Genomic DNA, 23318 nt, shown 5'->3' on the forward strand with positions numbered 1-23318 from the left:
GAACACGGCCGACGGCACGGCGTTCCGGCGACGGTGAGGGGTGACGTGAATCGTCGATCTTTGATCGCCGATCGAGGAGCTTCAGCCCGACATCCCAAACAGCCACCGGAGAGCCGGTGGCTGGAGTCTTGACGCCTCGGGGCTGGACATGAGGGGCAGGTTAGTTACGCCCGCTGCCCTCGGTCCACTCAATTAACGACGGGCCCACCGCTCATGAACGCGGCCCAGGAGACGGGGGCGACGGTGAGAACGGGGCCGGTGGGGTTCTTGGAGTCACGGATGTGGACGGCGGCGGTGTGGGCGGCGATCTCGACGCAGTTGCCGCCCTCACTGCCGCTGTAGCTCGACTTGCGCCAGGCATAGGCGACTTCGAGACAGTTGCCGCCCTCGTCGCTGCTGTAGCTGGACTTGAACCACGCCAGGGCGTTCGAGCGGTGCTGGTGCCGTGCTGCGGTGTTCATGACCTCTCCTGCAGTCCGTTCAAGAGGCGCACGCTCTCGTCGGGCGAGAGGGCCTGTGACCGCAGCATTCCATACTTGTGGTGATAGTCGCTGACCTCATCGGGATCATCGACGAGGAAGCTGGCGCGGTGCGCCTCCAGGTACACCAGACGCTCGTACTCAGGCGTTTCCAGCAGCAACATGGGTCCCGCGAGACCGCAGTGCGGCGTCCGGTCCATGGGCATGATCTGCAGACCCATGTGGACGGGCTCGGTGTACTCCAGGATCTGACGGATCTGCTCCCGCATCACCTCCGGACCGCCAACCTTCCGCCGCAGGATGCTCTCCTCCAGGATGAAGTGGCCCACGGGTGGCCGGTCCCGCTGCCAGACCAACTGCCGTTCCATCCGGGCGTTCACCCATTGCTCGGCTGTCTCGCTGCCGAGCGCCGGATACCGGTAGTCGAAGACGGCGCGGCAGTAGTCCCTGGTCTGGAGGAGTCCCGGAACCACCTGCGCCTCGTACGAGAGGATGCCGACCGCCTCCTGCTCGTGATCCACCAGCCCCTGCGCGAACTGAACGATCCGCTCCCGCACAGGCAGTTTGGCCACCAGCACCGCCAACACCCCACCCGTCCCCAGCAGTTCGTCGAACTGCTCCGCCCGGTCGGGTTGCAGTGCCAACCTGCCCTGCTCGATCGACGCCACCGTGTCCACATGCAGGTTCGCCAACTCGGCGAGCTGCTCCTGCGTGAGACGGGCTTGCTTCCGGCAGTGCGCCAGCACCGCGCCGACCGCCTGCCACGAACCGACCTTCTTGGGCTTCTTCACCACGGGCATGAGCGTCCCTTTCCCCCGTCGACCGCCGAACTCCTCGTAGCGCCCCCGTAGCAATCGGAACTACGAATTCACTCACTGCCCAACTGTAGTAACACCCTGTGACAGTCGCCCCATGAACGCACAACCCCAACTCCTCCACACCCGTGAGGCGTTCTACCGCCGAGACCGCCGATCAGTACGCCTGGCCCGCGAGTTCACCCGCGAGGCCCTCACCGACTGGGCAGTGGCCGACCGCAGCGACGACGTCCTGATCTGCGTGAGCGAACTCGCCACCAACGCCGTGCTGCACGGCGTACCACCCGGCCGCGGCTTCCGCCTCCAACTGGCCCTGGACACCGATGGAGTGCTGCGCATTGAGATCCACGACAGCGGCCCGGGCGAGGTCCGGCCCCCGGACCCGGACACCGAGGCGGAGGCCGAGTCGCTCCGCCGCTTCGGCGAGGAACTCGGCCAGTACACCGGCAGCATCGCCCCCATGCGCTTCGACCGCTGGGAGCAGGCCATCGACGCGCTGCTCGCACTGGGCAAGGAGCGGCCCCTGCCCGTCGTCATCGACGAGTTCCCGTACCTGGCCAGGGCAACGCCCTCGCTCCCCTCCATCGTGCAGGTCGCGTACGGCCCTCGACGCCCGGAGCGGCTCGAGTCCCGTACCCGCCTGCTGCTGTGCGGCAGTTCCCTCGCCTTCATGGGCAAGCTGCTCAGCGGTACGTCGCCTCTCCGGGGCAGGGCTGGCCTCGAACTCATCGTCCAGCCACTGGACTTCCGCCAGGCAGCGGCCTTCTGGGGCATCGACGATCACCGTCTCGCCCTTCTCGTGCACAGCGTCGTGGGCGGAACCCCCGCTTATCGGAGGGAGTTCGTACGCGATGACGTCCCCGCCGACCTGGATGACTTCGACGCCTGGGTCTGCCGTACTGCCCTCTCGCCCCGGTCCCCGCTGTACCGCGAGGCCCGCTACCTCCTGGCCGACGAGTCGGACCTGCGGGACCGGGCCCTCTACCACTCTGTACTGGCGGCGCTCGCCTCGGGCAACGCCACGGCCGGCGGCATCGCCGGCTGCCTGGAGCGCCCCACCAGCGACATCACCCACCCCCTCACCGTCCTGCAGGACTGCGGCCTCGTACGCCGCGAAGTGGACGCCTTCCGCAAGAACCGCAGCGTCTACCGGGTGGGCGAACCGCTCATCGCCTTCGACCACGCCATCTCACGGCCGAAGCTCCCGCTGCTGGACCGGGGTTCGGCGGAACAGGTCTGGGAGACCTCCCGAGCCCGCTTCCTCTCGGCCGTCGTCGGTCCGCACTTCGAACAGATCTGCCGCGAATGGGTCGCCCATTTCGCCGCTCCGGAGACCTTCGGCGGCATGCCGATCGACGTCTCGTACGGCACGGTCCCGGACCCGGCGGCGCAGACGAGCCACAAGATCGACGTGGTGGTCCGCGGCGCGGTGGGCCAGGGCAACGGAGTCCTGCTCTCGCTCGGCGAGGCCAAGTGGGACCAGGTCATGGGCGTCGGGCATCTCGACCGCCTGCGTCGCGTAGAGTCCCTGCTCGCGGGGCGTGGGATCGACACATCAGCCGTGCGGCTCACCTGTTACAGCGGCGCGGGATTCACGGATGACCTGCGGGCCGCCGAGGCCAAGGGTGAGGTGGTCCTGGTGGATCTGCAGCGTTTGTATGGAGGGGAATAGGACCGCCCTGGCTGCGACGAGATATTGCCTCTATAGGACGGAAATTGTCCTACTCTCACCCTACTGTGCCCTCATGGACACTTTCGATGGCCTGGAGATCAAGGTTTTCGATGACGCGGAACAGCTGGACGCCTGGCTCGGTGCTCATGCGGAGGTTGAGCGCGGGATCTGGCTGAAGATCGCCAAGAAGGGCTCCGGCCGGACCACCGTCACCGTGGCGGAGGCCCTCAACGTGGCCCTCTGTCATGGGTGGATCGATGGGCAGCGTCGGCGCCAGGACGAGACGTACTACCTGCAGAAGTACACCCCACGCCGGCCGCGCAGCGAGTGGTCGATGGTGAACGTACGCAAGGTCGAAGCCCTCACGGCGGCCGGGCGTATGCGGCCCCGCGGGCTCGCGGAGGTGGCGGCGGCCAAGGCGGACGGGCGATGGGACGCGGCGTACGAGTCGCAGCGGAACGCCACGGTTCCGGACGATCTGGTCGCCACGCTGGAGCGGAATCCTCGCGCGAAGGAAGCCTTTGAGCGGCTCGGTAGGACCGGTCAGTACCAGGTCATGCTGGGGCTGTTGAAAGCCAGGACGCCGGAGGTCAGGGCTGCTCGGTTGGACAAGGCTCTCGCCGAGCTGGCGTCACCCGGGGCCGGGGTCCGCGCCCGGACCGGCGCCGACCAGTCTTAGGGGAGTTGAACGAGCCGTTCATGCCGGTAAGGTGCTATGCCACCTCCGGCCTTTTCCGGACCGCTGGGAGCCGCTGAGGTCGCTCACGGCACCGAAGCACAGGTCGCTGCCGGTCGTCGCTGGCTGGATCTTGAGCGTGCAGCTGAGGGGGTGATCGAGGCGCAAGCCGGACCGGCTTTCGCGCCGGTCGCCCCTGTAAATGGATCACCGTCGGCCACCCTTTCCAAGCAATCCCAGCAACGCGGAATGTTCATGATTGATTCATGTGGGCATCTCCTCTCCCCTAAATGATCGCAATCATGAAATCGCTGAAGGCTCTGAGAGTGACCCTGCCCGTGGGACTCGCCGCCCTCACGCTCGCCGTGGCGGGCTCAATGTCCACTGCGTCGGCGGCGACTTACTGGGTGTACAAGAATGCCTACGAGGGCAACTGCCTCACCGCGTCGACCACGACCGGCAGCGCCTGGTCGGGCCCCTGCAACCAGAGTGTTGGCAGCTACTGGGACTGGGGCAGCCAAACGCAGACCGACATCCGTGGGCGGACGTACAAACGACTGGTGAGCCGTGCCACCGGCGACTGCCTCACCACGGACAAGAAGACCACCACCAACGCTGTCTGGATGTCCCCCTGTGGGAGCGGTTCCGGTCATCAGTTCTGGAGCGGCGACAACAACAACCTGGACAACCTCGACGGATACAGTCTCCGCACCTCGGACAACGGTGATGCCATCTACTCCACCCCCTGGGGCCAGAGCGAACGATGGGTCTGGAATGGCACGCACTACTGACGCTGACCGCTCCACGATGTGACGAAGGCCCTCACTCCCCAGGGAGCGAGGGTCCTGCGCTTAGTTGTGATCAATGGGTGGTCCGCGTGAGGTCCTTGATCCAGATCATCGAGGCGCGAAGGTGGAGGCTGGCGAGGTAGCTCTCATGGATCTTGTCGTATCGGGTAGCGGTGTCTCGCCAGGCCTTCAGTTTGTTGATCAGCCGCTCGACGGTGTTCCGTTCCTTGTAGAAGTCAGCGTCGTGGCTAACGGGTCGACCGCCCTTGCAGCCTATCTTTTTCCGGTTGGCGGCCTGGTCCTTCTGGCCGAGGTGCATCCCGACAGTGTCGTGGTGGACCCGGGCGGTGGTCGAGTCCATGCTGACCCGGAACAAGTCCACCTCACCCCGCTTCGCGGCCTCGACAGTCAGGCCCTCCAGCAGGGCTTCCAAGACGCTGGCGTCCCTACACTGCCGAAAGCAGTTGTGCACGGCGACCAGGCACCGAACTCCTTCGGCATCTCCCACCACTGCCCCCCGTTCGAAACCGCCAGATGACGACCTCGAGCTGCTGCCGCAGCCGCTCGGGGTGCGGGCCGTACCTGCCGATCGGCAGGTACGGCCCGATGGACTCCCACTCGCCGTCGGTCAGTTGCACCTGCGTCATGCAAAACGATCTACCGCACTAAGCCCTGACACGAGGGCGGATTCCACGGATTGATCACGACTCGATACGCGCCCTAGTCCACCGCCTCCTTCGCGTACTTGATGAGCTGCGAGAAGTCGATCGCTCCAGGATCCCCGTGCAGGTTCTCGGGGACATGCATATGCCCGCAGACCCCGTTGAAGTCGTTCCACTCCGCACCGCTCATCCGCTGTCCCTCATCGTTTCCGTACGACTTCGGGTAGGCGGGCCAGGCCTTCGGGCCGGACAGCGGTACATCGTGCTTGCTGTGCATCCATGCCAGGAAGCGGGCGACCTCGCGCAGGGCCCAATCGGGTGCCTTCGGCCAGTAGATGTGGGACTGGCCCGCCTCTTCCCACTTGGCGTGGGTGCTCGGGTCGCAGGTGCCGACGAGTTCGAGCTGGCAGACGTTGAGCGCGTTCGTCTCCACGCCGCCCGACTCGTTGACCAGGGCGCGGGACGAGGTCTCGATGTCGAAGTGCTGGTACCAGCGCAGCTTCTCGGCGGAGAGGTCCGGCACCGCCGTGAGGTTCGGGGCCGAGGCCCCGCCGCCGTAGTCCGGCAGGGTGCGGCCCTCCGTGGTGTGCAGGACGACGGCGTTGACCTCCATCGCGTCGCCGCCGTACTCGTCCTGGTACCAATGCGTCCTGCTCGCACCGGGGTAGCGCTGCGGTCCCGTCTTCGTGCTCAACTGCGTCTCCTGGAACTGGACTTCCCTGGACTCCCCATGCCGGGTCGCCAGGAAGGTTCATCGTGCGTCAACAGCCGTACTGGGTACGGCTGTTGCACATTACGCACACGAAATGGTCGCAGGAGTTCCGCCCGACCTGGAGCGGCGGGACGTGACGGAACGTGCAGAGAGACCGACCCCGCAGGGTCAGCCCGCGTTCTTGATCGCCGAGATGTCGAAGTTCAGCTTGATCTTGTCGGAGATCAGGACGCCGCCCGTCTCCAGTGCCGCGTTCCACGTGAGGCCCCACTCCGAGCGCAGGATCTCCGCCTTGCCCTCGAAGCCGACGCGCTCGTTGCCGGAGGGGTCCTTCGCGGAGCCGTTGAACTCCAGGTCTATGGAGAGCTGCTTGGTGGTGCCGAGGATCGAGAGGTCGCCGGTGATGCGGTAGTCGTCGCCGCCGAGGGACTCCGCCTTGGTGGAGCGGAACGTCATTGTCGGGAACTCGTCCGTCTTGAAGAAGTCGGCGCTCTTGAGGTGGCCGTCACGGTCGGCGTTGCCGGTCTCGATGCTGTCCATCTTGATGTCGACGGTCGCGGTCGAGCGGGACGGGTCGCTGCCGTCCAGGTGCAGGGAGCCCGAGAGGTCGGTGAAGCTGCCCTTGACGTTGGTGACCATGGCGTGCCGGGCGACGAAGCCGATGGTGGTGTGGGACGGGTCGATGGTGTAGTCGCCGGTGAGGGCGGACAGGTCGGGAGTCGCGGCGGTGGCTGTGGCGGTGCTGCCGCTGGAGTTCTTGTTTCCGAACAGACCCATGACTGGCTCCTTGGGGACGAGCCTCGACTCTGCACCGAGGCTGTTTAATCTTCAACCAGGCGCATCATAGAACTATTCCGGGTCGCACGCGGGCATTCGCACGTGTACATCTGCATGCGGATGTACACGGACATTCGTACGCGGACGTACGCGACATTCGGGCGGGTCGCCCTTTCGGGGGACACCGAGCCGCCGGCGGCCTCGGCGAGGAACGAGCGGTTCCGGGCCCTGCCTCGTCATCTCCCGCCCCCCTTCCGCTCATTGGCCGATCAATCCTGGTCAAGGGTCTAGGGGCGGGCCGTGCGACGCGCGTACGCTGATGCGGCATGGGGGAGCTACGGGCGGACTGGCGACTGCGGCTGCGACGCGGGGATGCGAACGGTCCGGTGTGCGGGGCGGGTGTGCTGATCGCCCCGGACATCGCGATGACGTGTGCACATGTGGTGCGCGACCCGGACGACGTGATGTGGGTGGAGTTCGCCGAGAACCGGGAGATCGAACCGGTGGCGGCACGTGTCGCCGAGGGCGACTGGCTGCCCGGTCCCGACGGTCAGGGCGAGGACGTCGCGTTGCTCCGGCTGGAGAGCCCGCGCCCGCAGGCGCGCCCCGCCACCTTGGAGCCCCGGATGTGGGCCGGACTCCAGGTGTACGCCACGGGGTACGCGAAGGGGTTCGAGGACGGCATGGCCCTGCACGGCACGATCGGCGGCGTGAGCGGGGAGTGGGTGCAGGTGGACGCCGTCCACCGCAGGGGGGTCGTACGCCGGGGTTTCAGCGGGGCCGCCGTGTGCACCAGACCGGACGAGCAGAATCCACCCAGGGTGGTCGGACTGATCGTCAGCTGGCGCGGTGACAGGGGGATGCCGCTGCCCGAGGACAACCTGCTTGCCTTCTCCTATCTCATCCCCGTCGAGCGCATCGCCGAACTGTCGCCCACGGTCAAGGAGTTGATACGCCCGGATGCCTGGGACCACGACTTCGAGCGCCGGCTGCGCACCTGGTTCGACGACCCCGACGAGGATCCGGTGAAGATCACCGTCGTGCCTCCGGAGAGCGGCAAGGACCGCTCGCTGCGGCCTCCGTTGCACCGCGCCACGCTGCGCTACCAGGGCGGTCGCTCCAGCAGACCCCAACTGGCCGCCAGTGCCCTGGATTACGTCGCGTACCCGCCCGGACAGTATCTGGCGTACTGGGAGTGGCTGCTCGGCACCCGGCTCAGTCCGGGCCCGGCGACCCTGCGTGATCCCCGCCGCCCCCTCACGATCGCCGTCGACGGCCTGGACCAGGAGTCCGAGCCCCGGCCGTTGATGGAACTCCTGGCCAAGTTACGCAAGTTGGGCTTCAGGCTGCTGATCGTCTTCCGCACCGACGGAGGCACCGGCTGGACGCCGGCCCGCGACGAACTGCTGGAGCCCGCGCTCGTGGACCACGCGGATCTGCTGCTCACCCGTCTGAAGACGCTCGAGTCTGACCGTAAGCGCCAGATGAGCGTGGTCGACAGCGCCTCGCTCGGCACGGCGTCCGAGGTGGCCGAACTGCGCCGCGCCGAACGCCGCGCGATCGACGGCATCAGCGATCCGCAGGAGCGGCTGAAGCGGCTGCGCAGGCTGACCAAGAGGCTGCGCACGGACATCGGCTTCCACACGCGCGCGGACCTCCGCTCCCACGGAGGACGGGCATGACCTCCTGCCCGCACCGCCGCTTCACCGGCGCCCCCTGCGACGGCACCGTCCTGTCCACCGGCTACTGCGCCCAGTGTGGTCGCGCTGCCGAGACCGACCCCGGCCTGCCCCAACTCCCCGAGAAACCCATGGAGTTCGGCCCCAGGGACCTGCTGGCCCTGCCCGAACGCGAACCGCGGGCACCGGAGGAGCGGCTGATCAGTCCGCAAGCCCCGCTGCGTATCCGGATGACCTGCTCGTCAGCGGACTGCGGCATCACCTTCGCCCCGCCCTACACAGAGGGCCCGGTGCCGCTCGAGGGCTACTGTCCGGCCTGCGACGAGCGCTACTCGTACCGGCCCGAACTCGCCAAAGGCGACGTACTGCGTGGCCAGTACAAGATCGTCGGGCCCATTGCCCACGGCGGCCAGGGCTGGGTCTATCTCGCCCGTGACACCCACCTCGGCGACATGGTCGCCGTCAAGGGCCTGCTCAACCGGTACGAGCAGGACGGTGCCCGGCTCGCGGTCATCGAGCGCCAGAATCTCGTCGCCGTCCGCCACCCCCGCATCGTCCAGATCCGTGACTTCGTCAGCCGCGAGGACGATTCCGGCAAGGTCACCGGCGGCTACATCGTCATGGACGACGTTGGTGACCACACACTCCAAGCGGTCGTCGAGGAGACCCGGCGAGGGGAGTTCGTGCTCGACATCGAGCATGTCGCGGCGTACGGCTGCCAGATCCTCGAAGCCCTCGGCTATCTGCACGCCGGAGGCGAGAAGGAATTCGTGTACGGGGATCTGAAGCCGTCCAACGTCGTGCATCACAAGGACGGCGTCAAGGTGATCGACCTCGGCGGGATGCGCGAGCGCGGCCAGAGCGAGCCGCCCGCCCATGTCACTCCCGGCTACATGGCGCCCGAGACGAAAGGCGCCGCCACGCTCACCGTCGCCCATGATCTGTACACCGTCGGCGTCACCCTGCGCGAGCTGGCCACCTGGGCCGTCGGCGACGACGTACCGGGGCTCGGCACCGCCTCCTTCCACTGGGTCGTCGAGCGCGCCACCCGTGAGGATCCCGGCCGCCGCTTCGCCGACGCCCAGGAGATGGCCGGCCAACTGCGCGGTGCGCTGCGGGAGATCAGGGCCCTGCGCGGCAAGTCCGACCCGCCCGAGCCCTCCGCGTACTTCCGGCCCTCCGCCCAGCTGCTCGGCGCACGGCTCGGCGCGGTGCCCGGGCTCGACCACTGGCTGGCCCGCCCGCGCCGCGACCGGCACAGCCCGCCCACCGCGCCCGCCCTGGACCTCGGCGCGCCCACGCCCACCGAGATCGCCCGCTGTCTGCCGGTGCCGCGACGCTATCCGGGTGATCCCCAGACCAGCCAGTTCGAGATAAGCAGTGGCTACGACCCCGGCAAACTCCTGAGCCAGGACAGCGAGCGGCCCACCTCGGTGGAGATCTGCCTGCACAACGTACGCGTCCTCGTGAGCCGGGACGGCAGGGACGACCTGGAGCGCGCCCAGGAGGAACTCGACACCGCCGACTCCATCCCCGGACCGCGGGCCGTACGCGACTGGCGGCTGAAGTGGCACCGAGCCCTGGTCGCGCTGCGCCGCGCCGACATCGACGACGACCCACGCCAAGTCGCCGAAGCCCAGGCCCACTTCACCCAGGTCCGGTTCGACCTGCCGGGCGAGTACGCGCCGAAACTGGCGCTCGCCTACTGCCTGGAATCGCTCAGCGAGGCTGCGGGAGCGGGAGGAGGCGGGGGCGGGGGCGGCGAGCCCACCGCCCGGCAGCTGTACGAGTCCGTGCTCGCCCGCAACCGCTCCCACGGCGGCGCCGCCCTCGGCCTTGCACGGCTCGCGCTGCGTGACGGCGACCGCGAGGCCGCCCTGGAGGTGCTCGGCCGGGTCCCCGCCGGCTCGCTCGACCACACCGTGGCCGCGGTCGCCGCCCTGCGTATCCGGGCCGCGCGGCTGCCCGTCGGGTCACACCCGCTGCCCGCCCCCCACGACGTGGACGCCGGCCTCGACGAGCTGCGGCGCGCCGGCGAACAGGCGCCGGGCGCCTCCGAGTTGCGGCTCTCCGAGGACGAGGCGCTGCGGCTGCGTACCGAACTGTACGAATGGAAGCTCGACGCCCTGTACGCACGCGGCGACCGCATCGGGACGCGCCGCCGGCTGCCGTCCGCGGAGCGCGAAGTACGCGAACAACTCGAGCAGCACTATCGGCAGTTGGCCGCACACCACCAGGACTCGGCCACCGCGCACGAACACTTGGTCGACCTGTCCCACGCGATACGACCGCAGACCCTCGTCTGACCTCGGCCCGACCCCGCACAGGTACAGCCACAGCCATCGCTGAAGCACACGAGAGCGCACCAAAGCCGAAGGAACGCTGGAGGAGGAATCCATGAGCACCCCCACCCGGCCGCGACAGCTGGACATTCGGCTCTCCGTCGCCCTCGAACGCGATCTTCACCCCCACCGCAACGCCAAGATCGAGGCCCATCTGCGGGTCGAGATCGCCGACACCGGCGTTCCCGCCGAGCTCCCGGCCGTCGAACTCGCCGTGATCATCGCCCTCGACCTCGCCGAACCGCACCGCCACACCGTGCGGCACGCCCTGCCCGCGGCACTGCGTGCCCTGCCCGACGGGATCTCCTTCGCCGTACTCGGCTCCGGCCCCGAGCCGGAACTGTGCTACCCGGTCGGCGGCGAGGAGTGGGCCGTGGCCGACACGCACGACAAACGCCGCGCCGCCTTCACGGCCCAAGCTCTCACCCTCCACCGGGACGGCCCGCGCCCGGCCGGGTACGCCGTGTGGATGGCCCGGGCACGCGCCCTGCTCGCCGCCCGCCCCTTGTCCGTACGTCACCTGCTGCTGATCACCGATGGCAGCAGCGGCCCCGGCGACACGCACCTGGACGAGGAACTCGGCGCCTGCGCCGGGCAGTTCACCTGCGATGTGCTGGCCGTCGGCAGCGACTGGGCGCCCGAGCCGCTGCTGACCATCGCCGAACACCTCCATGGCACCGCCGAGTTCGTGGAGGACGGGCTGGGCAACGCGATCACGGCGGCGATCCGGCGACTGCGCCGGGTGCACAGCCCCGAACTGCCCATCGAGGTGACCCCCCGGCCCACCGTCCGCCAGGTCGGCCTGGGCGAGAAGGCGCCACGGCCGCACCGGCTCGGCGGTCTGTTCCAGCCGGGAGAGCCGGGGCACCCGCCCCGCTGGCGGTTCCCCACGTACCAGTGGGAGTCCGGTGTCCGCGACTACCTGCTCACCCTGGCCGTCGACGCCGAGGCCGACCCGCTGGAGACCGACCTTCAGTTCGCCATGGTCAGCATCGGCGATCAGTCCGTGCCCGTTGTCGCCCGCTGGCATCGCGCCGACGAGCGGAAGCCCTGCGTCGTGGATCCGGAAGCCGGGGCAAGTGTCCGCAGCATGAAGGACGCCACCGCCATGCACCTCGCCCTGCAGACCGGCCTCCGCGCCCTCGATCCGCTGCAACGCGAGGTCGCCGAACAGCACTTGGGGAAGGCAGCGCGCCTTGCCACGCGGCTCGGCGTCGAGCATGTGCTGGAGAACATACGTGTCTTCGCGGACATCATCGACGCCGAGGCGGGCCTGGTCCGGCTGCACGCCACGGTGAACACCAACACGCTCGGCCAGAGGATTCTGTGGGCCGGATCGCGCTCCAGCGGACCGCTGACCGAGGTCCCGGCCAGGGCAGACAGCGGCCCGCGCTGTGCGGACTGCGGGCACCGGCCGGGCCGCGAGGCCCGCTACTGCATCAAGTGCGGAGGGCAACTGCTGTGAGCGACCAGGCGACGAAGCGTCCCGCCGCATCGGCCGACGCCCGCGCCCGTACGTGGACGGGGCCGTCAGCCGGGTACCGCAGACGGCTCAGCCGCTACCGGACCCGCAGGCTCCTGGAGTTCCACCTCCTGGCGATGGCCGTCACCGCGGTCGTCGCGGTCAGCGCGCTCCTCGTCTCGTATCGCGAAGTGGTGCTGAGCGCCGACGGGCTGCGTTCCGAGGCGGCGCCCGCGGTGCAGGGCGTGGCCGCGACACGGCTGGCGCTGCTGCGGGCCGACTGGGAGGCCAACGCCGCGGTCGAGAAGGGGCTCGACGACGTGGAGGGCGCGGGGGAGACTTACCAGAGGCAGCTCTCGGCGGCCGACCAGAGCCTGTCCCGGCTCGCCGAGAACACCAGCGAGAACCTCGGCACGGTCAACGGCCTGCTCACCTCGTACCGCAACTCCATCACGCTCGGCGCCGACCGCTATCACGATGACGAGCAGATACAAAAGCAGAAGCTCAGGCAGGCGGGCTCACTGCTCACCCGCTCCGAGGTGGGGCTGGTGCCGCGCCTGGACGCCCTGCAGGACACTCAGATGGGTCGCGCGGAACGGCTCGCCACGATGGGGGCAGCGGGGTACACCGGCTGGGTCGTCGCCGAACTCGCCCTGCTGGTCCTCGCGTTGACGCTGCTGTCCGCGCTGTGGGTACTGCGCGACCGCTGCGGCCGTGACCACAACCCGTGGCTGCTCGGCGCCCTCGTACTCACCGTCGCTCTCGCCGTGGTTCCGCTCCTTGCCACTTCCGCCACCCAGCGGCACCTGGACAACGTCCGCGACACGCTCATCGAGATCAGAAACGTCGCGGAACAGGCCAAGCGCTACCCGGAGGCGGACGACCTGGCCCAGCGCAAGCAGCTCGACGACGCCCAGATTGAGGTCTCCGACACGTCTCAAGAGGTACGTGATGAGCTCCGCGCCCCCGAGTGGCAGAACTCGGTGTACTACGGCGCGCTCGGCGGCGGCATCTTGGTCGCCGTCCTGCCAGCCGTAGGCATGGGCCGCAGGCTCAACGCCGACTACTGGAGGGCCCGTTGACCAGACTCCGCGCCGTACTCCTAGTCTGCGCACTGTTCTTCACGGCCGTGGGCTGCGAACTCGCCGCGCCGGGCCGGACGGAAAGCGAGGAGAAGGTCACCATCCTCGGCACTTGGACCGGTCCCCAGGGAGAGAAGTTCGACGCCCTCCTCAAGATCATCGGCATCCCGTACGAGTACCAGGGCACCGCTGCGCAGCGCGAGGTGCTGCTCTCGCAGGTGCAGGCGGGCGAGCCCCCGGACATCGTGATCATGCCCGGCCTCGGTGAACTCGCCGAGTACGCCCAACAGGAGCGACTGAAGCCGCTGGACCGCCTCTACGAGAAGAGCGAGTACGGCCCGCCCTGGCAGCCCTCCGGCAAAGGCGCAGGATCGGTGTACTGGGTACCGCTGAGGGCCGACCTGAAGAGCATCGTCTGGCACCGCAAGGACATGGCACCGCCGAAGTCGCCTCAGCCGCTCGCGAGTTGGTGCATCGGTATGGGTGACGACGGTCCCTCCGGCTGGCCCGGCAGCGACTGGATCGAGGACCTGGTACTGCAGCGCGAAGGGCCCGAGGACTACGAACGGTGGGTGCGTGGCGATCTGGACTGGACCTCGCCCGAGGTGCGGGATGCTTGGCTGGCCTGGGGCTCACTGCTCGCTCAGGACAAGAAGGCGACCGGGGAGGCCCTGACCGCCGACCACCGGGGGCCCGACAGGAGCAACGGGCTCTTGTTCGGCAAGGACGAATGCACGCTGGAGCACCAGGGCTCCTTCGCGCCCTTCTTCTACAACAAAAGGGCCAAGGAGGCCACCTTCATGGACTCGGCCGACCTGCTGCCCGGCGGCCCCTACGAGGTGCGGGCCCACGAGGTGACCGGAGACTTCGCCGCACTCTTCAGTGACAATCCCCGAGCCAGGGACCTGTTGCGCAGGCTCGCCTCCGAGTCCGGACAGCAGGACTGGGTGAACTTGGCCGGAGTTTTCTCCGCCAACAACAAGGTCAGCCCCAAGCCCGGTGACGTCGAGCGCAAGATCGCCGACCGGCTCACCACCAAAGAAAAACCCCGCTGCCTGGACGCCTCGGACGTAATGCCCCCTGCCGTACGCGACGCCTTCTACGAAGCGATCCTGCTGACCCTCACCCGCTACAGCGAGGGCGAGGGGCCGGGAAGCGTCAAGGCCATCCTGGACAACGTCCAGAAGGTGCAGGACGCCCAGAGGGCCCAGGACGCCCAGGCCGAAAACCCGGTCCCCCGCATCGAAGTGTGCAGCACGCCACAGCAGCCCCCTTTGTAGAATCCCAACAAGCCAGACCGCCCCTGAGCTGGTGGTTGACCCGCATGCCACCCAGGTTCTGTTCAGGGGTACCAGGAAAACGACCCGGAGACTGTGAGGAGTCGACGGCCCGCTTTGCCAGGTGGACTTCGTAAGGTCGCTACATGACCGTTTTGGACGATGCCGGATCCTCCGCCCCAGAAGCCGCAGGAGAACCCACCGACGCCCGCGGGCGCGTGGCCGAGCTGCATGAGATCCGCGCGCAGGCGCTGGCGGGGCCCAGTGAGAAGGCGACCCAGGCACAGCACGCCAAGGGCAAGCTGACCTCCCGGGAGCGCATCGAACTCCTGCTGGACGAGGGCTCGTTCAACGAGGTCGAGCAGCTGCGCCGGCACCGGGCCACCGGCTTCGGCCTGGAGGCCAAGAAGCCGTACACGGACGGTGTGATCACCGGCTGGGGCACGGTCGAGGGCCGTACGGTCTTCGTCTACGCGCACGACTTCCGGATCTTCGGCGGCGCGCTGGGCGAGGCCCACGCCACGAAGATTCACAAGATCATGGACATGGCCATCGCCGCCGGGGCACCGCTCGTGTCGCTGAACGACGGGGCGGGCGCCCGCATCCAGGAAGGCGTCAGCGCGCTGGCCGGCTACGGCGGCATCTTCCAGCGCAACACCAAGGCGTCCGGCGTCATCCCGCAGATCAGCGTCATGCTCGGCCCGTGCGCGGGCGGCGCCGCCTACAGCCCGGCGCTCACGGACTTCGTGTTCATGGTCCGCGAGACCTCGCAGATGTTCATCACCGGGCCGGACGTCGTCAAGGCCGTCACCGGCGAGGAGATCACCCAGAACGGCCTCGGCGGCGCGGACGTGCACGCCGAGACCTCCGGTGTCGCGCACTTCGCGTACGACGACGAGGAGACCTGCCTCGCCGAAGTCCGCTACCTCCTGTCGATGCTGCCGCAGAACAACCGCGAGAACCCGCCCCACGCGGACTCCGAGGACCCCGCCGACCGCCGCTCCGACGTCCTGCTGGACCTCGTCCCCGCCGACGGCAACCGGCCGTACGACATGACCAAGGTCATCGAGGAACTCGTCGACGACGGCGACTACCTGGAGGTCCACGAGCGCTGGGCCCGCAACATCATCTGTGCCCTGGCCCGGCTCGACGGCCAGGTGGTCGGCATCGTCGCCAACCAACCGCAGTCCCTGGCCGGTGTCCTGGACATCGAGGCCAGCGAAAAGGCGGCGCGCTTCGTGCAGATGTGCGACGCGTTCAACATCCCGATCGTCACTCTTCTGGACGTCCCCGGCTTCCTGCCCGGCGTCGACCAGGAGCACGGTGGAATCATCCGCCACGGAGCGAAGCTGCTGTACGCGTACTGCAACGCGACCGTGCCCCGGATCTCGCTGATCCTTCGGAAGGCGTACGGAGGTGCCTACATCGTGATGGACAGCCAGTCCATCGGTGCGGACCTCACCTACGCCTGGCCGACCAACGAGATCGCAGTGATGGGAGCCGAAGGTGCCGCCAATGTGATCTTCCGCCGGCAGATCGCCGAGGCCGAGGACCCCGAGGCGATGCGGGCCCGCATGGTCAAGGAGTACAAGGCCGAGCTGATGCACCCGTACTACGCGGCCGAGCGCGGCCTGGTGGACGACGTGATCGACCCCGCCGAAACCCGCGAGGTCCTCATCCGCTCGCTGGCGATGCTCCGCACGAAGCACGCGGATCTGCCGTCCCGCAAGCACGGAAACCCGCCGCAGTAACTCTGCGGTCCCCCCGCGGAAACCTCACTCACGGAGACTTACGCCCATGAGCACCCCTGACATTCGCGTCGAGAAGGGCCACGCCGAGCCCGAGGAAGTCGCCGCCATCACGGCCATCCTCCTGGCCCGCGCCGCCGCCACTCCCACGACCACGGCCCACCGCGGCCGCACCAAGGCCGGCTGGCGCCGCCTTGAGCGCGAGCCCGGCTTCCGAGCCCCGCACAGCTGGCGCTAGAAGCCACGCCCGAAGGAGGCCGAAGGCCTCCAAGGGGCGCGGGGAACTGCGCGACCAGCCACATACGGCCCGCAGACGGCCAACTCCCCATAGGGGCAGCCCGCTAGCCGCGCTAAAGCCCAAAAGGGGGCGCCCTCTCCGAACGGAGAGGGCGCCCCCTTCGTGCATCGCGCGGCAGCGCTACCGCAGGCGTGCCATCAGCGCGTGCTCCACAAGCGTGATCAGCGCAGACTTGGCGTCAGCGCGGTGCCGGGCGTCCGTCGTGATGATCGGCGTGTCCGGGCCGATCTGGAGGGCCTCGCGGACCTCGTCAGGGTTGTACGGCTGGTTGCCGTCGAAGCCGTTGAGGGCGATGACGAACGGCAGTCCGCTGTTCTCGAAGTAGTCGACGGCCGGGAAGCAGTCGGCGAGGCGGCGGGTGTCGACCAGGACGATCGCGCCGATGGCGCCGCGTACCAGGTCGTCCCACATGAACCAGAAGCGGTCCTGGCCGGGCGTACCGAAGAGGTACAGGATCAGGTCCTGGTCCAGGGTGATGCGGCCGAAGTCCATGGCGACGGTGGTCGTCGTCTTGTCTCCGGTGTGGGTGAGGTCGTCGATGCCCGCGGACGCGGACGTCATGACGGCCTCGGTACGCAGCGGGTTGATCTCCGAGACGGCCCCGACGAACGTGGTCTTGCCCACGCCGAAGCCGCCCGCCACCACGATCTTCGCGGACGTGGTGGAGCGGGAAGGCCCTCCGCTAGAGCTTGCGAAGTCCACTGAGCACCCTTTCGAGCAAAGTCACGTCTGGCTGACCGCCGGCGTTCTCGTCGCCGCCGGGCTGATGGATGGCGACCAGGCCCGCCTCCGCCAAGTCGGCGACGAGAATCCTGGCCACGCCGAGAGGGATGGTGAGCAGGGCCGAGATCTCGGCCACCGACTTGATCTCCCGGCAGAGGTTGCAGATCCGCTGATGCTCGGGCAGCTGCCCCTGCATCTGGTGCGGCTGCGCGGTGGTGTGCACCAGCGCCTCGATGGCGAGCTGGTACCGCGGCCTGGTGCGGCCGCCCGTCATGGCGTACGGGCGCACCAGAGGGTTGTGCGCGCCCCCGGCGGGGGACGACTCAGGGGAGCGGCGCTGCGGCTGCACGGGCTGGATGCGCGGGGCCGACGGCTGGTCGTACGGCGAGGGACCAGGGCCCTGGGGGCCCTGGGGCGCGTACGGCTGGTGCTGCCGGTGGCTCGGTGCGGAGGGGAAGTTGTACCGGTTCGGGTTCTGCGAACCGTCACCCTGGCCCCGGCCCTGGCCAGGACCGTAAGACCAGTTGCCCGAAGACGAACCGCCTGGGGGTGTTGCCACTTTCTCCTCCTCCGACTGTGCCGGTAACCCATCACTCTGGATAGCCGTGTCCGAAACCTTACGGGCACGGGACGCCAAAATGTATCGCTTGTCTGCTAGTTGAGAAGGCTCCCCTGGAGCTCAGCACGCAGATCAGGCGTCAGAACCGTACCGGCACGGTCCACCAGAAGGGCCATCTCGTACCCAACGAGACCGATGTCCGCTTCCGGATGTGCAAGGACCGCGAGCGAAGAACCATCGGAAATGGACATGATGAAGAGGAATCCTCGCTCCATCTCCACAACGGTCTGATTCACACTGCCACCCTCGAAGATGCGGGACGCGCCCGCGGTCAGCGAGGTAAGACCCGACGCGACGGCCGCCAGCTGGTCGGCGCGGTCGCGCGGAAAGCCTTCGGACATCGCCAGAAGGAGTCCGTCGGCGGAGACCACCACCGTGTGGGACACCCCGGGGGTGTTGTCCACGAAGTTGGTGATCAACCAGTTCAGGTTCTGCGCCGCCTGGCTCATCGGGCTCACACTAACGCTCCTGGTTGTAGGTGCTATCAGGGCTGAAGCCCTGGCCGTTCGTTTCACTGCCTGCGTTACGTCCCCGCTCGACACCCCGGCGCAGGTTGCTCAGCCTGCCCCGGACGTCCTCGGGGGCGCGGGAGACCTGTGGGCCGCCCTGGTTGGTCGACTCCGCGGTGCCCTCGACCAGGTTGGCCTTGGGCACCCGCCGCGGCAGGCCGGAGGAGGTGACCCCGCCCGCCTTGGGCTGCTTCAGCTGTTCGGCGCGCTGCCACCGCTGGTCGTTGGCCGACCGCCAGTCGCCGCTGCCGTTGCTGTCCGCGGTGGCCGGCGCTTCCTGGCTCACGGACTGCCGGGCGCTCGGGCCGCTCGTCGCGGGGGAACCGCGGCGCGGAAGCCCGGCGTCGGTCAGCTCGTGGGCGGCGGAGGGGGCCGGTCCCGGACGATCGAAGCCTACGCGGTCCTGCTCGGCCACGTCAGCGGCCTGCGCGGATTCCGTTTCCGGAGCGTACTCGGAGCTGTACCCGTTGCGGTACTCGTCCTGCTGCGGCCAGTCGTCCCGGTAGGACTGCTCTTCGAACGGCGAGAACCTGTCCTGCGGGGACCCGTGGGCCGACGGCTGCTCCTCCTGGACCGGCTCCGCATAGGAGGGTTCCGGATAGCCGCTGTTCGTCGGGAAGTACGTCTCGTCGTACGTCGGGCGCTGCGGCTCCTCGTACGGCATCTGCTGGTCGTATGCGGGCTGCCCGGTGTACGCGGTCGGTGCGCCGTCGTACGCGGGCCTGCCCTCGTCGTAGGCGGGCTGGTTGCCGTCGTAGCCGGACTGGCCGTCGTCGTACCCGGGCTGCCCGCGGTCGTAGTCGTCGCGGAAGGACGCGGCCTCGAGCTCCGGCTGGTCCTGCGACTGGGCCTCCAGCGCCGCGCGGCGCTCCTCACGCATCAGCGAGCGGCCGACGGGGTCCAGCTCACGTATGTCGTCCGGGACCTCGGCGTACCGGCTGTCGTCGAAGCCCAGCTCGGCAGCCGTGCGCATGGGCGGGCCCTGGAAGTTCTCGCCCTGGTAGGACTGCTGCTGCTGTTCCGGGATGATCTGCGAGACGGTGAACTCGTCGCCCTGGAGCTGGTGATCGCCGCCGCCACCGTGGGTGATCGCGTCGGGCAGCATGACGAGCGAGGTCGTACCGGCCTGCTCGCCGGAGGGGCGCAGCTGGACCCGGATGCCGTGCCGGTCGGACAGCCGGCCGACCACGAACAGGCCCATACGTTGCGAGATCGCGGCGTCCACGGTCGGCGGGTTGGCCAGCTTGTGGTTGATGTCCGCGAAGTCCTCGGCGGTGAGGCCGATGCCCTTGTCGTGGATCTCGATCATGACGCGGCCGTCGGGCAGCCGGGTCGCGGTGACGCGGACCTTGGTCTGCGGCGAGGAGAACGTGGTGGCGTTCTCCAGCAGCTCGGCCAGCAGGTGCACGAGGTCGGTCACGGCGCGGCCGTGGATCTCGGCCTCCGGGACGCCGGAGAGTTCGATGCGCTCGTACTGCTCCACCTCGGAGGAGGCGGCGCGCAGCACGTCGACCAGCGGGACCGGCTGGTCCCAGCGGCGGCCGGGCTCCTCGCCGGCGAGGACCAGGAGGTTCTCGCCGTTGCGGCGCATACGGGTCGCCAGGTGGTCCAGCTTGAAGAGGTTCTCCAGCTGGTCCGGATCGGCCTCGTTGTTCTCCAGGTCGGTGATCAGGGTCAGCTGGCCCTCGATCAGCGACTGGTTGCGGCGCGAGAGGTTGGTGAAGATCGCGTTGATGTTGCCCCGCAGCAGGGCCTGTTCGGCGGCGAGCCGGACGGCCTCGCGGTGGACCTGGTCGAAGGCGCGGGCGACCTCGCCGATCTCGTCCGTGGAGGTGATCGGGATGGGCGCGACCCGGGTGTCGACGCGGCCGGGGTCGGTGCGCGAGAGCTGGTCGACCAGCATCGGCAGGCGCTGCTCGGCGACACCGAAGGCGGCGTTGCGCAGCTGGCGCATCGAGCGGCTCATCTGGCGGGCCATGAGCGAGGCGATGATGAACGCGGCGAGCAGGGCGATGATGACGATCGCGCCGTTGATGATGGCGTCGCGCTGGGCGTCGGAGGCGATCTGGTCCGCGTCGGCGACGGCCCTGTCGATGAGGTCGGCCTCGATCTCGTCGTAGCCGTCGAACTTGGCGGTGGACGCGGCCATCCAGGTCGCCGGGGTGATGCCCTGCGTGGCCAGCTCTTCGGGCGTCCTCGCGGCGACACCCTGGACCATCTTGTCCATGGCGGGCGGGGCCACGAACTCGCGGCCCGCGGCCTCGGCCTGGCGCTCGGCCTCGGCGATCTGCTGCTGGCCCTCCTCGGTCTTCTGCGCCATGACCGTACGGAGCTTCTCGGCGTCCTGCGCCGTACCGCCGGAGATGTACTCCTGGACGGCGATGCCCTCCAGGTAGGCATAGGAGGTGAACGCGACCCGCTGCCGGTTGTACGTGGCCTCGTCCTCACTGGGCCTGACGAGCAGGTGCATACCGATGGAGCGCTGCAGCGAGGCGGCGCCCTTGCCCAGCGCGACGGCGTACACGGTGCGGCCGTAGCTGGTGATGTTGCCGGTGCCGAGACCCAGCTCGTTCGAGAACTCCAGCAGAAGGTGCTCGATGTCGACGTAGTCTTCTTCGGTCTTCACCGGGTCCTGCGACGTTTTGTACGCGTTCTTGCGCAGGCCCGCGAGCGTCGGCTCGGCCGCCTCCACGAGGCGGAGGCGGCGCTCCAGGCCGTATCCGGAGGGCATGCCCTCGACGGACTTATGGAAGGCCTCGGCCTTCTGGTCGGTGATGGCGCGGACGTCCTTGACGATCTTGTCGTCCTTGGCGGACGGGTTCTCCTTGAGGCGCGGCTCGGCGGTGAGGTCGCGCTCGTTGAGCAGGGCCGCGGCGTACTGCGAGGCGGAGGCCACGATCTGCGCGATCTTCTCGGCGTCCTGGGCTTCGTTCCAGGTGTCGATCGAGCTCTTCACGTTGAAGCCGCCCATGACCAGGCCGACCAGCACGGGTATGAGCAGGATGGCATTCAGCCTGGTCGGTACGCGCCAGTTACGCGGAGACAGCCGACTGCCGCTGGACGCCGGTGGCGCCGTCGGCTCCGGCTTCCGGGGCACGGGTGCGGGTGCCGCTCCGCGCGGCGGCGGGGTGAAGTTGCCCCGTGCCGACGGCTCGGGACCGTTCTTGCTTCGCCTCACTCGACCAACAACCTCTCGGCGTCGGCACCAACGTTGTGCCGCGTGTGTCTTCCAGCCCTCGGCTACCGGGCAGTTCAGGCATTCCAGCACGTCAGGCTGTGCTCGTCCAAACACTCGGAACCGATGATTCCGGGCCGCGTAAACCCCAGATAAAACGGTCATAAAGAGCGAGCCCCGCCAAAAGGCGGGGCCGATGTGAGCACAGCGGCACCATGCGACCGCGACGCGTGTTGATACCACGCAATATCTCTGTCGAAACGTTATGAACAGCCTGGCCGACCGTGTCAAAGGACACAGCCGGCTCCAAGGCTTCTACGACAACTGCCGTACGGCATGGCTGATTTGTGTGCTAGCGCAGACGCGCCATGAGTGCGTGCTCGACCAGCGTGATCAGCGCACTCTTGGCATCAGCCCGGTGCCGGGCGTCCGTCGTGATGATGGGGGAGTCGGGCCCGATCTGCAAGGCCTCCCTGACTTCGTCGGGGGTGTACGGCTGGTGCCCGTCGAAGCCGTTGAGGGCGATCACGAACGGCAGCCCGCTGTTCTCGAAGTAGTCGACCGCCGGGAAACAGTCGGCGAGACGCCGGGTGTCCACCAGGACCACGGCACCGATGGCGCCGCGTACCAGGTCGTCCCACATGAACCAGAAGCGGTCCTGACCAGGTGTACCGAAGAGGTACAGGATCAGGTCCTGGTCCAGGGTGATACGGCCGAAGTCCATGGCCACCGTCGTGGTGGTCTTGTCCCCGGTGTGGGTGAGGTCGTCGATGCCCGCGGACGCGGACGTCATGACGGCCTCCGTGCGCAGCGGGTTGATCTCGGAGACGGCTCCTACGAACGTGGTCTTGCCCACGCCGAAACCACCCGCCACCACGATCTTCGCGGAGGTGGTCGCCCGGCCTCCGTCAGAGCTTGCGAAGTCCACTGAGCACCCTTTCGAGCAGTGTCACGTCCGGCTGGCCACCGGAGTTCTCGTCGCCACCGGGCTGGTGGATGGCGACGAGACCGGCCTCCGCGAGGTCCGCGACGAGAATCCGTGCCACGCCCAGGGGCATGGACAGGAGTGCCGAGACTTCGGCAACAGACTTCACCTCACGGCAGAGGTGGCAGATGCGCTGGTGCTCGGGGAGCAGCCCCATCAGCTGCGCCGGGTCGGCCGTGGTGCTGATCAGTGCCTCTATGGCGAGCTGGTAGCGCGGCCGGGTCCGGCCGCCGGTCATCGCGTACGGACGTACCAGCGGCTGGTCGCCCTCGTCCCCGTACGGCTCTGCGTACGGGTCGTGAGAGGCGGTGGGCGGGGTCATGAGTCCTCCGGGCGGGACAGCAAGTCGGTCATCGTGCCGTCGATGAGGGCCGGTGGGGAGCGGGCGGCCTGACGGTGGGTCTTGCCTTGTGCGTGGGGGGATCTAGTGCAACAGGCTGCCTTGCAGTTCGGCCCGCAGGTCGGGCGTCAGTACGGCGCCCGCGCGGTCGACGAGCAGGGCCATCTCGTATCCGACGAGGCCGATGTCGCAGTCCGGGTGGGACAGGACCGCGAGCGAGGAGCCGTCGGAAATGGACATCAGGAACAGGAAGCCGCGTTCCATCTCGACCACCGTCTGGGCCACCGTGCCGCCCTCGAAGATCCGGGAGGCACCGGCGGTGAGCGAGGTCAGTCCGGAGGCGACGGCCGCGAGCTGGTCCGCGCGGTCGCGCGGGAAGCCCTCCGACAACGCCAGAAGGAGTCCGTCGGCGGAGACGACGACGGTGTGGGACACCCCGGGGGTGTTGTCAACGAAGTTGGTGATCAACCAGTTGAGGTTCTGTGCTGCCTGGCTCAT

Annotated in this window: 20 protein-coding genes and 2 pseudogenes; 10 read left to right on the forward strand and 12 right to left on the reverse strand. The window is 68.4% G+C overall.

Annotation, left to right across the window (positions count from 1 at the left end; all coding sequences use genetic code 11):
* Positions 1-188 precede the first annotated feature (188 nt).
* A complete protein-coding gene (locus OP79_RS16960; protein ID WP_033321057.1) occupies positions 189-461 on the reverse strand; it encodes a DUF397 domain-containing protein in 273 nt (90 codons plus the stop codon).
* Positions 458-1279: a helix-turn-helix domain-containing protein gene (locus OP79_RS16965; RefSeq protein ID WP_033321058.1), complete on the reverse strand. Its 822-nt coding sequence runs from the start codon at positions 1277-1279 to the stop codon at positions 458-460. The genes OP79_RS16960 and OP79_RS16965 overlap by 4 nt, the downstream gene beginning before the upstream one ends.
* Before the next feature lie 112 nt (positions 1280-1391).
* Between OP79_RS16965 and OP79_RS58525 the strand changes: the two are divergent.
* The 3 genes and pseudogenes from OP79_RS58525 to OP79_RS16980 all read left to right on the forward strand — a co-directional run.
* Positions 1392-1694, forward strand: a pseudogene (locus tag OP79_RS58525) (ATP-binding protein); the annotation flags it as partial.
* A 1345-nt stretch (positions 1695-3039) separates the two neighbouring features.
* On the forward strand, positions 3040-3645 hold the full coding sequence (locus tag OP79_RS16975) for a YdeI/OmpD-associated family protein (RefSeq protein WP_033321059.1): 606 nt from the start codon (positions 3040-3042) through the stop codon (positions 3643-3645).
* Between the two features lie 299 nt (positions 3646-3944).
* Positions 3945-4433 carry an RICIN domain-containing protein gene (locus OP79_RS16980; protein WP_033321060.1) on the forward strand — a complete coding sequence of 163 codons (489 nt, stop codon included), beginning with the start codon at positions 3945-3947 and terminating at the stop codon, positions 4431-4433.
* Between the two features lie 70 nt (positions 4434-4503).
* On the opposite strand, the pseudogene OP79_RS51755 reads toward OP79_RS16980, so the two are convergent.
* From OP79_RS51755 to OP79_RS16995, 3 genes and pseudogenes are all read right to left on the reverse strand, one after another.
* Positions 4504-5077: pseudogene (locus OP79_RS51755) on the reverse strand (transposase).
* 73 nt (positions 5078-5150) lie between these two features.
* Positions 5151-5786 carry a hypothetical protein gene (locus tag OP79_RS16990; RefSeq protein ID WP_033321061.1) on the reverse strand — a complete coding sequence of 212 codons (636 nt, stop codon included), beginning with the start codon at positions 5784-5786 and terminating at the stop codon, positions 5151-5153.
* A 186-nt stretch (positions 5787-5972) separates the two neighbouring features.
* Complete coding sequence (locus OP79_RS16995; protein WP_033321062.1) at positions 5973-6581, reverse strand: YceI family protein; 609 nt, start codon at positions 6579-6581, stop codon at positions 5973-5975.
* A gap of 326 nt (positions 6582-6907) precedes the next feature.
* On the opposite strand from OP79_RS16995, the gene OP79_RS17000 reads away from it, so the two are divergent.
* The 7 genes from OP79_RS17000 to OP79_RS17030 all read left to right on the forward strand — a co-directional run bounded on the left by OP79_RS17000 (position 6908) and on the right by OP79_RS17030 (position 16409).
* Positions 6908-8263: a S1 family peptidase gene (locus tag OP79_RS17000; RefSeq protein WP_078491837.1), complete on the forward strand. Its 1356-nt coding sequence runs from the start codon at positions 6908-6910 to the stop codon at positions 8261-8263.
* Positions 8260-10566: a tetratricopeptide repeat protein gene (locus OP79_RS17005; protein ID WP_033321064.1), complete on the forward strand. Its 2307-nt coding sequence runs from the start codon at positions 8260-8262 to the stop codon at positions 10564-10566. Before OP79_RS17000 ends, OP79_RS17005 begins: the two co-directional genes overlap by 4 nt.
* 91 nt (positions 10567-10657) lie before the next feature.
* Positions 10658-12067, forward strand: a complete 1410-nt coding sequence (locus OP79_RS17010; RefSeq protein WP_033321065.1) for a vWA domain-containing protein — start codon at positions 10658-10660, stop codon at positions 12065-12067.
* Complete coding sequence (locus OP79_RS17015) at positions 12064-13146, forward strand: hypothetical protein (RefSeq protein WP_245685352.1); 1083 nt, start codon at positions 12064-12066, stop codon at positions 13144-13146. The genes OP79_RS17010 and OP79_RS17015 overlap by 4 nt, the downstream gene beginning before the upstream one ends.
* Complete coding sequence (locus OP79_RS17020; protein WP_033321066.1) at positions 13143-14426, forward strand: ABC transporter substrate-binding protein; 1284 nt, start codon at positions 13143-13145, stop codon at positions 14424-14426. Before OP79_RS17015 ends, OP79_RS17020 begins: the two co-directional genes overlap by 4 nt.
* A gap of 143 nt (positions 14427-14569) precedes the next feature.
* Entirely contained in the window at positions 14570-16174 is a 1605-nt protein-coding gene (locus OP79_RS17025; protein ID WP_033321067.1) for an acyl-CoA carboxylase subunit beta, read from the forward strand.
* 46 nt (positions 16175-16220) lie between these two features.
* Positions 16221-16409: an acyl-CoA carboxylase subunit epsilon gene (locus tag OP79_RS17030; RefSeq protein WP_033321068.1), complete on the forward strand. Its 189-nt coding sequence runs from the start codon at positions 16221-16223 to the stop codon at positions 16407-16409.
* Between the two features lie 180 nt (positions 16410-16589).
* On the opposite strand, the gene OP79_RS17035 is transcribed toward OP79_RS17030, so the two are convergent.
* From OP79_RS17035 to OP79_RS17065, 7 genes are all read right to left on the reverse strand, one after another.
* Positions 16590-17171 (reverse strand): GTP-binding protein, encoded by a 582-nt coding sequence (locus OP79_RS17035; RefSeq protein ID WP_026248371.1) that lies wholly within the window; start codon positions 17169-17171, stop codon positions 16590-16592.
* The gene (locus OP79_RS17040) at positions 17152-17751 is read right to left on the reverse strand and encodes a DUF742 domain-containing protein (RefSeq protein WP_033321069.1); all 600 of its coding nucleotides are present in this window, start codon (positions 17749-17751) and stop codon (positions 17152-17154) included. Before OP79_RS17040 ends, OP79_RS17035 begins: the two co-directional genes overlap by 20 nt.
* Positions 17752-17846: 95 nt before the next feature.
* Positions 17847-18260 (reverse strand): roadblock/LC7 domain-containing protein, encoded by a 414-nt coding sequence (locus OP79_RS17045; RefSeq protein WP_033321188.1) that lies wholly within the window; start codon positions 18258-18260, stop codon positions 17847-17849.
* A 10-nt stretch (positions 18261-18270) separates the two neighbouring features.
* Positions 18271-21498, reverse strand: a complete 3228-nt coding sequence (locus tag OP79_RS17050) for a sensor histidine kinase (RefSeq protein ID WP_078491838.1) — start codon at positions 21496-21498, stop codon at positions 18271-18273.
* A 349-nt stretch (positions 21499-21847) separates the two neighbouring features.
* A complete protein-coding gene (locus OP79_RS17055) occupies positions 21848-22423 on the reverse strand; it encodes a GTP-binding protein (protein WP_033321071.1) in 576 nt (191 codons plus the stop codon).
* Positions 22404-22802: a DUF742 domain-containing protein gene (locus OP79_RS17060; protein ID WP_033321072.1), complete on the reverse strand. Its 399-nt coding sequence runs from the start codon at positions 22800-22802 to the stop codon at positions 22404-22406. The genes OP79_RS17055 and OP79_RS17060 overlap by 20 nt, the downstream gene beginning before the upstream one ends.
* 102 nt (positions 22803-22904) lie before the next feature.
* The gene (locus tag OP79_RS17065) at positions 22905-23318 is read right to left on the reverse strand and encodes a roadblock/LC7 domain-containing protein (RefSeq protein ID WP_033321189.1); all 414 of its coding nucleotides are present in this window, start codon (positions 23316-23318) and stop codon (positions 22905-22907) included.

Source organism: Streptomyces yerevanensis (assembly GCF_000716805.1).
Classification (GTDB): domain Bacteria; phylum Actinomycetota; class Actinomycetes; order Streptomycetales; family Streptomycetaceae; genus Streptomyces; species Streptomyces flaveus.